This window comes from Arthrobacter sp. 05T47, from assembly GCF_056395825.1.
Map to the genome: position 1 here is coordinate 39,697 of NZ_JBFTKG010000022.1, position 12,980 is coordinate 52,676.

11 protein-coding genes are annotated in these 12,980 nt (G+C 61.0%); 5 read left to right on the forward strand and 6 right to left on the reverse strand.

Features of this window, described 5'->3' with window-relative positions; translation table 11 throughout:
- Positions 1–4: 4 nt before the first annotated feature.
- Positions 5–1,426 carry an MFS transporter gene (locus AC1DEY_RS15275; protein WP_476868683.1) on the reverse strand — a complete coding sequence of 474 codons (1,422 nt, stop codon included), beginning with the start codon at positions 1,424–1,426 and terminating at the stop codon, positions 5–7.
- Between the two features lie 188 nt (positions 1,427–1,614).
- Between AC1DEY_RS15275 and AC1DEY_RS15280 the strand changes: the two genes are divergently transcribed.
- On the forward strand, positions 1,615–2,388 hold the full coding sequence (locus tag AC1DEY_RS15280; RefSeq protein ID WP_476868684.1) for an IclR family transcriptional regulator: 774 nt from the start codon (positions 1,615–1,617) through the stop codon (positions 2,386–2,388).
- 213 nt (positions 2,389–2,601) lie between these two features.
- Here the strand turns inward: AC1DEY_RS15280 and AC1DEY_RS15285 are convergent, their stop codons facing one another.
- From AC1DEY_RS15285 to AC1DEY_RS15300, 4 genes are all read right to left on the reverse strand, one after another.
- On the reverse strand, positions 2,602–2,835 hold the full coding sequence (locus tag AC1DEY_RS15285; protein WP_476868685.1) for a hypothetical protein: 234 nt from the start codon (positions 2,833–2,835) through the stop codon (positions 2,602–2,604).
- Positions 2,836–2,858: 23 nt separating this feature from the next.
- On the reverse strand, positions 2,859–3,995 hold the full coding sequence (locus AC1DEY_RS15290) for an FAD-dependent oxidoreductase (protein ID WP_476868686.1): 1,137 nt from the start codon (positions 3,993–3,995) through the stop codon (positions 2,859–2,861).
- 17 nt (positions 3,996–4,012) lie between these two features.
- The gene (locus AC1DEY_RS15295; protein ID WP_476868687.1) at positions 4,013–4,210 is read right to left on the reverse strand and encodes a hypothetical protein; all 198 of its coding nucleotides are present in this window, start codon (positions 4,208–4,210) and stop codon (positions 4,013–4,015) included.
- A 77-nt stretch (positions 4,211–4,287) separates the two neighbouring features.
- Positions 4,288–5,067 carry an SDR family NAD(P)-dependent oxidoreductase gene (locus AC1DEY_RS15300; protein WP_476868712.1) on the reverse strand — a complete coding sequence of 260 codons (780 nt, stop codon included), beginning with the start codon at positions 5,065–5,067 and terminating at the stop codon, positions 4,288–4,290.
- Between the two features lie 83 nt (positions 5,068–5,150).
- On the opposite strand from AC1DEY_RS15300, the gene AC1DEY_RS15305 reads away from it, so the two are divergent.
- The 3 genes from AC1DEY_RS15305 to AC1DEY_RS15315 all read left to right on the forward strand — a co-directional run bounded on the left by AC1DEY_RS15305 (position 5,151) and on the right by AC1DEY_RS15315 (position 10,508).
- Positions 5,151–5,756, forward strand: a complete 606-nt coding sequence (locus AC1DEY_RS15305; RefSeq protein WP_476868688.1) for a TetR family transcriptional regulator — start codon at positions 5,151–5,153, stop codon at positions 5,754–5,756.
- 627 nt (positions 5,757–6,383) lie between these two features.
- Positions 6,384–7,376: a DUF2971 domain-containing protein gene (locus AC1DEY_RS15310; protein ID WP_476868689.1), complete on the forward strand. Its 993-nt coding sequence runs from the start codon at positions 6,384–6,386 to the stop codon at positions 7,374–7,376.
- A 216-nt stretch (positions 7,377–7,592) separates the two neighbouring features.
- Entirely contained in the window at positions 7,593–10,508 is a 2,916-nt protein-coding gene (locus AC1DEY_RS15315) for an NACHT domain-containing protein (RefSeq protein WP_476868690.1), read from the forward strand.
- Here AC1DEY_RS15315 and AC1DEY_RS15320 read toward each other — a convergent pair.
- Entirely contained in the window at positions 10,500–10,622 is a 123-nt protein-coding gene (locus AC1DEY_RS15320; RefSeq protein ID WP_476868691.1) for a hypothetical protein, read from the reverse strand. The two genes, AC1DEY_RS15315 and AC1DEY_RS15320, sit on opposite strands and share 9 nt — an antisense overlap.
- 269 nt (positions 10,623–10,891) lie before the next feature.
- On the opposite strand from AC1DEY_RS15320, the gene AC1DEY_RS15325 reads away from it, so the two are divergent.
- On the forward strand, positions 10,892–12,685 hold the full coding sequence (locus AC1DEY_RS15325) for an AAA family ATPase (protein WP_476868692.1): 1,794 nt from the start codon (positions 10,892–10,894) through the stop codon (positions 12,683–12,685).
- Positions 12,686–12,980 lie beyond the last annotated feature (295 nt).

The window sequence follows — 12,980 nt, forward strand, 5'->3', positions numbered from 1 at the left end:
CCGGTCACGGTGCCTCTCCGGCGGCGGAGCCGACCAGCCCGGTGGCGGCGGGCGCCGTCGTCGTCGTTTCCTCAGCGGGAACGTAGCGACCGAAGCGGTGCTGGCCGCCCTCGAGGGTCTTCCCGTCGTTCATCAGCACCAGGTTGATTAGCGCGGCGACGATGATCACGATCCAGGCAACAGTGATGGAGACGGTGCTGCCGCCGCTGATGCTCATCAACCACGAGGCCAGGAACGGTGCAGGAGCGGCGAAGATCAGGTTGGAACCGGTGAGTGCGAGCGCGGAGCCCGTGTACCGCATATGGGTGGGGAAGGCCTCGGCGAAGAGCGCGCCCTGGCCGGCGTTTCCGAACTGAGCGGTCACCAGGGAGAACGCCACCATGCCCAGCGTCAGCGGGAAGCTGCCTAGGTTCACCACCGGGAAGAACAGGACGGCGGCGAGCAGGGTGCCTGCCGATCCGATCGTCAGGATGCGACGGCGGCCGTAGACGTCCGCGAGCCGGCCGCCCCACCAGATCGCGATCACGGAGAGGAAGTTGGAGATCATGATGATGGTGAACGTCTGGCTCTGCGAGAAGCCGTGGGTGGTGAGGTAGCTGATGCCGAATACGGAGACGATGTAGAAGGTCACGACGATCGGGGCGAAGGCCAGGATGAGCCGCAGGATGGTGACGCCGTGGGTCTTGATCACGGTGGCAGGGTTGGTGGATTCCTGGGCGATGTCCTGCATGCCTTCCTTGAACACCGGCGTCTCTTCAACCTTGAGCCGGATGTAGATGCCCACCGCCACCAGCAGGATGCTCAGCAGGAACGGTACGCGCCAGCCCCAAGAGAGGAACGCCTCCGGGCTCAGCACGCCGGAAAGGACGGCCAGCATCAGGTTGGCGGCCACCTGGCTGATGGGCGAACCCATCGCCATGAGCCCACCGTAGAAGGCGCGGCGGTCCGCGGGTGCGTGCTCCATGGTCATCAACTGGGCTCCCGTGGCCTCGCCGCCGAGGGCGATGCCCTGGACGAAGCGCATGAGAACCAGCAGGGCCGGGGCGGCGATGCCGATCGCCGACTGCGGGGGAAGCAGGCCGATGACCATCGACGCGACGCCCATCGTGATGAAAGTAGTGAGCAGGATCTTGCGGCGTCCCAGGCGGTCCCCCAGATGGCCGAACACGATTCCGCCGAGCGGACGGGCCACGAAGCCGACGCCGAAGGTTGCGAAGGACGCAAGCAGTGCGATCGCGGGATTCATGTCGTTGAAGAACAGTTTGGGGAAGACAGTTGCGGCCATGGCGCCGTAGACGGCGAAGTCGAACCATTCGAGGGCGGACCCGAAGGTACCGCTGAGGACGGCACGCTTGGCCTGCGGGGAGGCGGGCATTGCGGGCTTGAGCGAGCGTTTTACGGCTCGTGACGGCTGGGACAGACTCATCAAGACTCCTTCGTCGGGTGAGCAGTGCGGCGCCTGTGGCGCCTTTAGTTAGGGGGCATTCAGTTGGGGAGTTACAGCTGGGGTGCGAACGACGCGCGGCCCGGCTTTTGCGGGGGTCGCTGCGTAAGTTGTGATGTGAGGCTAGCCAGCTCTATGCGTCGGGCGCAATGGTTGCTATCCTAAATTGCGTGATACGCAAAGATGAAGCGCCGCGGGTTGAATCCGTTCACCGAGCGCTGGTGCTGCTCAAGCACATGGCGGAGCAGGGTTCAATCAGCGTGACCGAGGCTTCCAGCATGCTTGAGGTCAATCCGTCGACGGCCCAGCGCCTGCTGGTGACACTGGTGGGCGACGGCTTCGCCGAACAGGCCGCCCAGCGGCGGTATGTCCCGGGCCCCGAGTGCCGGCGGGTGACCACTGGCAACGCCCCGCCGCCGCTGCGCGTGCGCGTGCGCCCATATCTGGAGCGGCTCTTCGCAAGGGTGGGCGAGACGAGCCACCTAGCAACGCTGATCGGCACGGAAATCCACCACCTGGACGGCATCGAGGCAACCACCCACGCGCTGCGCTTTGGCCTCCGCACCGGCGTGGTTTTGCCAGCCCACTTGACCTCTGCGGGTAAGGCAATGTTGGCGGACCTGCCCCGGGAGGACATAGAGAGGCGCTACCGCGTCCTCGACGACTCGGCGGCCGCGGTCAACGCCGGCATCGATTTCCCCAAGCTGTACCGGGACGTGGACCAGACGCGCCGGCAGCAGATCGGGATGAACTTCGAAGAGAGCGAGGAGGACGTGGCGGCCATGGCCGTATCCCTGGGCCTGGTAGATGGCCAACACGCGGCTTTGAGCATCGCCATGCCAATCGGCCGTTTCGCCCGCCAGGACGCCAAACGCCTGTCCGCCCAACTGCTGGAAACGGCCGCTGAATTCAAGAAGGAACTGGAGGGCGTGAGCCTGGGTTAGACGGGCTGCTGGCTTGCCGCCAGGGCGTCCCGCACTTCAACGAAGTCGAGCCTGCCGTCCGCCGTCCGGCCGCCCCGATTCCCATAAACATGTCGACCGGCACATGCCGGGCGGCCAAGGCCCGGATGTCGGACCCCACCGGAAGAGTACGCAGAGCAAGCGGACGACGGCGGGACTTCCCGCCGTCGTCCGCTTGAGTTGGGTGCTGCTCCCCTACAGCGCCGACCAGCCGCCGTCGGAGGCGAGGATGGCGCCGTTGATGTTGGTGCCGTCGTCGCTGAGCAGGAAGGTGGTGGAGGCGGCGAGCTGCCCTGCGGTGGCGGGCGTTGGGACGGTGGCCTGCATCAGCGGGCCGAGGCGTTCGGCCGCGAGCCAGGATCCCGAGGTGGCGACGACGTTGGCGGTGCCGTCCCCACTGGCCGCCTTCCCGTCTCGCAGGAATCGCAAAGACCCCGGGGCTTAAGGGTCTCCTACAGATCCTGCACTCTGACTCGTTGGCCGTCCAGTAGGAATTTGGCGTCGATTTTCTGTTCTAGTCCCAGGACCTCGCGGGCTGCGATCTCCCCGATTACCGGTGAGGTCTTGAAGCCCTTTCCGGAGAAGCCAGCCAGGACGAGCACGCCGGGCATGCCCGGATGTGGGGCGACGTACTCGTGGCGATTGTGCGTGTATGCCTCGAAGTACGGGGTCATGCGCATCGGGTAGTCCTCCAGGTGCGGCAGGAAGCGTCGCACTAGGCTACGCACTGCCTGGAGGTCCTCGTCGGTGACGTTCATACGGGCGGTGTCCGGGGAGTCGACGGGTAGGTGGTTGGCGAACCCGAGGCCGAGCTTCATTGCCAGGCCGTCGGCGGTCGGCAGGCCGTACGAGTACTTCGGCTCGGTGCGGATATACGGCAGCATCCCCTTTAGGCTTTCGCCGGTACGGGGCAGGAACCAAGTCGAGAGCACGCGCCGGGTGGCCAGGTACGGCGCCATGTCGGGCAACAGCGTCGCGGTCCAGGCGCCGGCGGCAACGATGACACGGTCGTAGCGCTCCGTGCGTCCACCTGCGGTGACCGCGACCTCGTCGCCGTCCTGGACAATGCCTGTCACCCGAGCCTCGGTGCGGATGGTGGCACCGTTTGCTTTAGCCGCAGCCGCGGCGGTGCGGATTGTCTTCTCGGGGAAGATCGTTCCAGCACCTTTGTCGAGGATCACGATCTCGTCCGGGTCGGTCTCGTACATCGGGAACCGTGATTTGGCCTCGGCCGCGGTCATGACCTCAACCCGGTCGCCCAGAAGCACTGCAGACTGCAGGGCGATGCGGGTGGCCGGGGCATTTTCCGCGCTGAAGGTCAGCGCCCCGGAGATGTCTCGAAGCCTCTGGCCCGTGGCCGCTTCGAGGTCCTTCCAGAGCTCATCGGCCCTTCCTAGGATGGGCTGGTATTGCAGGTCCTCGATCTCGATGTGACGAAAGAGCCGCGATTCCCCGCCGGCTGCGCCGCGGGAGTGGCCGGGGCTGAAAAGTTCGTAGCCGGTGGCTTCGCAGTCGAGCTTGGAGAGCTGCCATAGAGTCTGCGAGCCGATGGTTCCGGTGCCGATGACGGCGATGCGTGGTGTGGTCATGCCTGACTCCTTCGTGCTCAGTCTTCCAGATCAACGTACAAGCCGCGGTGAATGGGCCTGCGCGCAGTGAAGAGCGCCAGGCCGGCCACGATCGCGATGAGGGCGACCATCTGTGCCGTGAATGCCTTGGGTGCAATCTGAGTGGCCAGGGAGAGCCCGATGGCTCCGATGAAGACCATGCCAATTCGCCGCGCAGCCGGGTTTTGGATCATCACCGAAGAGAAATTGGTCCACAAAAGCGGACGACGGCGGGACTTCCCGCCGTCGTCCGCTTGCGTTTGAGCGAGGTGCTTTAGAGTGCGGACCAGCCGCCGTCGGAGGCGAGGATGGCGCCGTTGATGTTGGTGCCGTCGTCGCTGAGCAGGAAGGTGATGGAGGCGGCGAGCTGCGCCGCGGTGGCGGGCGTGGGGACGGTGGCCTGCATCAGCGGGCCCAGGCGTTCGGCCGCGAGCTGGGAACCCCAATTGGCCACGATGTTGGTGATGGTGGGGCCGGGGGCCACGGCGTTGAAGCGCAGGCCCTTGGGCCCGTAGATCACGGCCGAGTTCTTGGTCAGGCCGACGACGGCGTGCTTGGACGCGGTGTAGGCGGCGCCGGCGGCGGACCCGCGGAGGCCGGCCTCGGAGGCGACGTTGACCACGGAGCCGGTGCCGGTCTCGAGCATCAGCGGCACCACGGCGCGGGTGAGGCGCATGAGGGCGGTGACGTTGATCCGAAAGACGCGGTCCCAGAGGTCGTCGTCCACCTCGTGGATGGGGGCGAAGTTGTCCATGATGCCGGCGACGTTCGCCAGGGCATCGACCCGTCCGCCGGCGGCTGCGACGACGGCGGCTACGGTCTCCTCGGTGGAAATGTCGCCGGCCACGGGGACCAGGTCCAGTCCGGCGTTCTCGGCCACGAGATCGTCAAGGCGTTCCTTGCTGATGTCGGCGGCGATGACGCGGCCGCCTTCCTTGGCGATCCGCAGGGCTGTGGCCTGGCCGATGCCCGAGGCGGCGCCGGTGACAATGACGGTCTTGCCGGCGAATCGGCCGGTGGTGGTGGCTTCCTGCCATGTAGCTTCGTTGCCCATGATGTCCTTCCAGACGTTGCTGACGGTGATGCCGTCCACGTTATGACACTCTGTGTCATTATGGAAGGGTGAATACTGGTGGGATGCCTTCGGATGCTTTGACGACCGCCGTTCCGCGCTCCACCGGGCGTCCGGTGACGATTGATCCCGACGCCGTGGCCGCCATCGCGCTGCGGCTGTTCGCCGAGCGCGGCTATGAGCAGACCTCCATGGAGGACATCGCGCGCGAGGCAGGGATCGGGCGCAAGAGCCTGTACCGCTACTTCGCCAGCAAGGCCGACCTCGTCTGGGGCGGCATGGAGCCAGTGATCGAAGCCTCGGGTCTCTTGCTTGATTCAGCGCGCGCTGCCGGCGGGGCCGACGGCGACATTCTGGCCGGGCTGCGGGACGCGGCGGTCGCCGGGGTTGCTGTCCTGCCGGACCTCGCAGTCACGCGCGGCCGGCTGCGGCTGATCGCCGAACACCCCGAACTGGCCAGCCGGAGCTACGAGTCCCTGGCGCCGCAGCGCGAGCGGACCCGGGCGTACCTGGTGTCAGCCGGGGTCAGCGAGGACGTCGCGGGGTATCTGTGCGCGGCGCTGATCGGCGCGACGTTTGAGGCGTGGATGCAGTGGGCCGGTGGGACGGATCCGGATCCGGTGCCGTATTTGGTGGCTGCTGTTGGGGTGTTGCGGGTGCCGGTCTCCTAAGTCGTATGACCACAACCTATTCGGCTCGAGATCCCGAACAGGAGCGCCAGCACTCGGGGCGAGGACCCCACCCGCCCTCCCGCCGGTAACCGCCGGGAATGTATCCGCTGGGGGGAASGGGGAGCCCTCCGTAGGCACGCTGTTAGCTGAAAACACCAAGGCCCCGGGGGTTTGCTCTCCGGAGCCTTGCCTTCCTCCGCGGCCGCTGCTGTTTGTTGACAATGCAGAATGCGTGGGCTCATTTCTGGAGGAGCGTATGGACCGCGAAATGGACTAAGTCTTACTTGCCGTTCCCTGCTGCGTCGCCCGGTGAGGTCTGAGGTGCGATGCGTGCAGCAGGGCACTGTATGCTTCCTGCAGGGTGGCCATATGTGCTGGGTGAGAGCGGCTAATGCTTCCCAGGCAGTACCTTGCGCCGCGGCCTGTCCAGCGTGAGTTACTGAGTTGCCGCCGGCCTTCCGTATCCGAATCGCGCCGTGAACGTGTCGACGTCGAGCTCGCGCAGGTCCACCTGATGCTTGACCTGGGCGCGGCGACCATCAGTCCCCTCGATCGTCAGGTCGTGTTCACCGCACAATTGGCCTTGCCCCGGCACTATCTAGACAGTTCTGGCAATAGTCTTGGCGGATGAGCCCGCTTCCCCTTCAGCCTAATCCATCCGAGTCGCCCGATTTGCTCTCACCTAAGAGCTGGCCGGATGGGATCATCTGGCACTACACAAATGCGGCTGGTCTGGCCGGAGTTATTCGAGAGAACGTTCTCTGGGCCAGCTCGGCGGCGTTTTTGAACGACCGTCACGAGATGCGCACGGGGGCGGAACTGCTCAGGAACCTTCTCGAGCGGCATAAGGGTTACCTGGATACCGGCGTTCTCGCAGACCTCGAGTCCATGCTGCGTTATGCGACATCCCAGGATCCCTACAAGACGTTTGTCGCCTGCGGCTGCAAAGATCCAAACAACCTGACCATGTGGCGCAATTACACTGGGCCCGAAGTCGGTTTCGCCGTCGGACTCGATGCCACGAAGGCCATGTCGATGCGCCGGCAGAGAGTTATGACGGAAGAGATGGTTGACAAGTTGGGCTTCCTTGAGCAGGACTCCAAGCAAGAGGTATTTGAGAACGCCCTTCGCGATCTTGGTTCCTTCCCATGGCGGGACGCCGTCTACAACCCGGAGAGTCAGATCGAGATCGCTTGGGGAAGGCTGAGAGAACTAGAGAGCGCTTCCGTCGCTCGCTCGAACGGAGAATGGGCCGACAGACACGAACTCGATGTCATGTCCGACATTTATAACGAGCTCCAGACCTTCAAACACCCGGGTTTTGAGGATGAGCGGGAGATGAGAGTCGTGTGCTGGGCGGGTCTTCACACGGATCTCGTCTATGTGAAGCATCGGGCCAGCAGATACGGCATCGTCCCATACGTCGAGCTTTGCCTGCCGGCTGATTCGAAGAATAATTCGTCCAACGAACCAGAGCCGGTCCAGGACCTTCCAATTGTTGGGATTGCCGTAGGCCCAACGCCCTATCCTGATGAGGCTGCTTCGGGAGTACGTGAACTACTCCGGGCTGCGGGACGTCCGTCCATAGCAGTGATTCCCAGCCAGGTCCCCTTCCGTTGACAGCCGAGATAAACCCCTGAGCTCTGGCTCGCTGGCCCGAATTCTGTGCGCGTCGTTCGAGTAACAGGGCGGAGCTCGCCCAAGCGGCCCTAAAGTAGTGAAAACTGGACCCTGAGATGGAGATGCTTTGTACGGCGGAATTGAAACCACGGGAAGAAGATTCCGAGCCTTGACTGAGGTGTTTATGGTGACCGGATCGAGTCAGCAGGGCAATCCATGAGCGACTATCACCTTGAACGCCTCGGTACGCGGGAGTTTGAGCATGTCACCCGTGCCCTCACCATTGCCGCATTCGGTGCCGCTGTGCGCCCTTTCGGAGAGGGCAAGGACGGGGGGCGTGAAGCGACGTTTGAAGGTCTCACGTCTTACCCAGAGCCGTCGCCGCCTTCGGGGCATTGGGATGGCTATGTGGTCATCCAGGCCAAATTCCGCCAACGTCCCAGCGATGTAGGCAACAACGCGATCTGGTTGCAGGGTGAGCTGCAGAAGGAGATCAAAGAGTGGAAAGACAAAACTAAGAGACGTCGGATCGATGGACGACTGCCGGAGTACCTGCTTTTCACGACTAACGTATTTCTGTCAGCTGTTCCCAAGTCGGGTGGCGTTGACACGATCAACGACTTCCTCAAGACGGAGCTCACTGAACTGGGAGTGAAGGGCTGGGACATCTGGGATGGTGACAAGATTTGCGCCCTTCTCGACCTCCACGAAGGGGTTCGAAATAGGTACAAGGGATTCCTCAGCGCTGGCGACCTGATAGCCCAGATGCAAGAGCTTCTCGGTCTGCCGGATGGCAGCTTGGAATCCCTGTACAAGACACACACGATCAAGAGCCTCCGGCATGATCAGTGGGTTCGTCTCGGCGAATCAGGAGGGGACCCGACCACGAGACTGCCGCTCTCACAGGTCGCAATTGACCTCCCTGTACTGGATACGGAGCGACGCCTAATTGGGGAGACACCGGCTGAACGCCGCGCTAACGGCGCGCTCAACCAGATCGTCGCTCTTGGTGACAATATGTTGCGCCCTGCCGACACACGGCCAGACTTGTCAAACGTTTTGATACTTGGTGGCCCTGGCCAGGGGAAGTCCACACTCAGCCAGCTTTTGAGTCAGACCTACAGGCTAGCTTTCCTGGAAGACTACCCGGACTCCAAGCTCGATCCTGCTGAACGAAACATCAGGAGATCTCTGAGCCATCACATCTTCGCTGAGCTAGGCATCCCCAAACCCTCAAACAGGAGATGGCCCTTCACCATAAAACTCAGTGAATTCGGTGATGCCGTGGCTGGCGGAGAAAATACAGGCGTTCTTCGCTTCATGGCATCAAAAATGACCGAAATGTCCTCCGATGATGGCGAAGTAACACCCGCCAAGCTAAAAAAGTGGCTCGCCCAGTGGCCTTGGATCCTGATCCTGGATGGTTTAGACGAGGTTCCAACACGAGCAGCTCGTGAACGTGTCTTCGAGAAGGTGGCCGACTTCCTTACAGATGCCAGGCAAGTGGACGCAGATCTGTTTGTTGTGGCAACGACGCGACCACAAGGTTACGCCGGTGAAATGAATCCAGAGGAGTATAAACACCTCGTTCTGGCACCTCTCGCTCCTAGCGAAGCGCTAAGCTACGTCGGCCAGCTGTCGGCGGTTCAGTACGCAGACGATGATGAACTACGGGTTCGTGTCAACGARCAAGCCTCCGAAGCGTTGCGCAGAGATGCCACTTCGAAGTTGATGGTGACCCCCTTGCAGGTGACGATCATGAGTCTCCTGCTAGCAAAGAGAATCAGTCTCCCTGAGAGTCGGCACGAACTATTCAATTCGTACTTCTCGACCATCTACGAACGCGAGATGAATAAAAGCCATTCACACCTTGCCAAGCTCCTTCGAGGGCAACGGAGAAACGTGGAGTTCGTGCATCAGCGGGTGGGCCTAGCTCTACAACAGAAAGCCGAAGCTGTGGGTCACGCAGACGCACTGCTGACTGTCGAACAGTTCGAGTCAGTCATCGAGCACCGGTTGCGTGAAGATGAGAAGTTTTCCGAGGCAGACACAGCACGTATAAAGAAAGATCTCTCCGAAGCAGCCCTTGACCGCCTCGTGCTATTAGTACCCCGAGTCGCCGGGCACGTTGGCTTCGAGCTCCGAAGTCTGCAGGAATTCATGGCCGCTTCATTCTTCTTCAGCCAGGGCGAGCAGTACGCGCTCCAACCGTTCGAGGCCACTGCTCATTCCACACACTGGCGACACAGTTGGCTCCTCGGCGCCGGACGCCTATTCGAGGAACACCAAACACTTCGCGATGGCCTTCTCGCATTGGTTGATGACATCGGGCTCCAGTCCCAAGTCTCCCGTGCCTGCTGCATAGGCCCTTTGCTAGCCCTGGATATCCTTGATGACGACATCGCCGCAAACGCTCCCAAGTACCGCCGCAGGCTTACCAACATCGCTCTGCACCTGCTATCCATAACGGCGGGTATGCACAGCGATCAACTGAATCGCGTCCTCAAAGAAGTCACCGAAGATGACGATGAATCATGGAAACTCGTGACCGAACGCATTAACGACGGGCTGGCAAAAGGCGGCCCAGGCAAGGTTGCCATTCTCTTCCTCTTGGCCAACTGGAGCAAAGAAGCAGGGAAAATTGGTTCCTTCGCGCGGAGTAAGCTGACAGCAGAGCTCAAAAGCCTTGATCCAGAGACAGGCGGATCCCTCCTTCACTACATCGAGGGACATCAGGAGGCTGCCCAGCTTCAGAGCTGGTCACGAAAAGCGTTGACGCATTCCGCAAAGACGAATCTAGCTGAAGTCATCAAGCCATACTTCTTGAAAGTTGATGACCACGACAAGGCAGCGAAACGGGAGCTGAACAAAGTACTTAGGAAGATTGGTGTAACCGAATTCACAATGTCGGGAGTTGTAGTTCGAGCCGTCACAGAGGGCCCACAGGCCCATCCGCCGTTGCTGGATTGCCTCATGAGCATAAAATCTGCCCGGTCGCTCCTTACTGCCGCTCTTGGTCATTTCGTTGCGGCCGATGCAGACCCGAGTGACTTCCTACGCACGCAGCTGCGAATGTCCATCGACCGCGCTCGGCCGGAGTGGCCAAAAAGGTGGGAGGACGATCTAGCCTAGGGCCGTCACGGACTCGAGCACGTCGGGGGCCCTGATGCGCGCGATGAACTCTGGCTTGAGCGAGACGTCCTTACAGAGGTTGATGTCGATGTTCAAGGTGGCGGGGTCGAGCATTTCCAGCCTTGCCGGCGGGCGAAAGCGGCGGTGAGGTCACCGAGAACCTGCATCCTTGAGTTCTTCCAACTCGCGCCACGTCGGATCGGCTACAGCGGGTCCTACCTGGACCGCTGACCGACCGAGTCAGCCACCGCACGCGTGTCCCATCACTTCCAAAGATGAACGCGGCACTGGGTGCCGCCAAAACGCCGCCGCCAATGGATAGGGTTGAAACCATGGCGAAACCTACCGCACCGGAATCCAACACTGCGAAGACCGAGTGACACGTGAATAGACTTGACGTGATTGCCGGCTTCGGCTTCACGGGCTACCGCAGCTTCTGGAGCCCCAACTCGCAGCTTATCGGTCCCATCGACAAGGTTCACCTCGTTGCTGGCCCAAATAACAGTGGCAAGTCAAACATCCTTAGATTCGCCCATGCGATGTTCAGCGACGATGACCGCCTTGGAACGCTTAAAAGCTGGATGACTGCTGGCAGCCTGGACCAACCCCTAAACGGCGCATTTGTTGACAAACCGAAACTCGCCCTAGGCGTTCGACCCGATATGGAGTCAGCGTCGGAACTACTGAGCTTCAGCGACCAAGCAAACGAGCAACATGCGGAAGCCTTGGTTCACCTCCTGCGTCAACCAACATTCCGTCGCCAAGACTCAGAACTAGCCTGGTTCGACTTCGAAATCGGCCACAACGGCGGACTCGTCGTGGAGAACCCTTCACTTGTCGAAGAGGTTCAGAAGGAGTACTCGAACAGGGACAGAGATGGCTACGCCGTTCGTATGGAACTCAGCAGCCTCTCGGCCCTTTCACCCATGAGTTCAAGGTGGGGCGGTCAGTATGCCATTTCAGGACTTCTCGCGGACATGGAYATCCCGCAATACCTGCCCCGAGTCGAGACTATCGACGGTCTACGGCACGTCCGGTCAAGCGACTCTGGCGCTTCCTCCCACAGCGGCGAAAACCTCATTATCAAACTTGCCGAGCTGCAGAGCCCAGAGAACCAAGACCCGGACAAGCTACGAAAGTTTCAGGAGATCAACCAGTTCGTTCGCAAAGTACTCGACGACGAAAGCGCCACAATACACATCCCATACACCCACGATGAGATCCTTGTCAGAAGCAAGAATCGAGTGCTCCCCCTAGAGCACTTGGGAACAGGTGTCCACGAGGTCATCATCCTGGCGGCAGCCGCGACAGTCATCGACGAACACTTGGTATGCATTGAAGAGCCCGAAGTACATCTACACCCCATACTTCAGCGTCGGCTGATCCGTTACCTAAAAGAAAACACGAACAACCGATACCTAATTGCCACTCACTCCGCACACATGCTGGACACCGAGCTTGCTTCCATTTCCCATGTCTGGATAGAAGATTCGGGCACCGAGGTAGCTCCGGCGGTCACTCCCCACGAGTTGTCCATCCTAAGTGCAAGGCTCGGCTATCGCGCTTCGGACATCGTGCAATCCAACTGCGTCATTTGGGTTGAAGGGCCATCAGACCGTCTCTACATTCGAAAGTGGATCTCACTCCTCGACCCAAAGCTTTTGGAAGGCGTCCACTACGTCATCATGTTTTACGGCGGGTCCTTGCTAAGCCACCTCTCAACAGACGACCCTCACGCCGATGCAGATGCCTTCATTTCGCTCAGACGGCTCAATCGAAACATGGTCGTTGTCATCGATTCCGACATGCAGAAGAAAACAGACACGTTGGGAGCCACGAAGCTGAGGATTATCGAGCAGCTGGCAACAGACGAACACAGCCACACCTGGGTTACAGCTGGCTACACCGTTGAAAACTACATCCCGGTGGACCTGTTCACGGAAGCCCTGCGAGACCTGTATCCGAACGCCACACCGAGCTGGAAGGGCGACCGCTACGAAAACCCACTTCAAGATAGTCTCCACAGCGGCACACCTATCACATTCAGGAAGTCTGACGTTGCCGAGGCTGTCAGTAGTCGATGGATGCCGGCCCATGGTTTTCCCCACGACCTAAAAGCCGAAGTGCAGAGACTCGTCAACTTCATCCGCACGGCAAACGTCCAAGACCATGTCTGAACCAGAGCTAAGGCTCGGATTCAGGCGGGCACCGCCGAGTCACCTCGTGAATCACGTGTCCGACACAGCATTCGTGGCCAAACTCTCCCCTGGTAAGTACGAGCCGCAATTACCCCGGAAATCTAACCGGCAAGAGGCAGCAGCCAAACGTCGTAGACGCAACAAGGCCAACGTGTCCGAAACCCGGACAAGTTGCACCTGCAAGTTCTGGCTGCTATTTGTCTCGTGTCAGGTTGAGGCCTAAGACCCGCAGCGACCGGCGTCACCGCCTCCTGTCGCACCTTGGCTCGCCCTC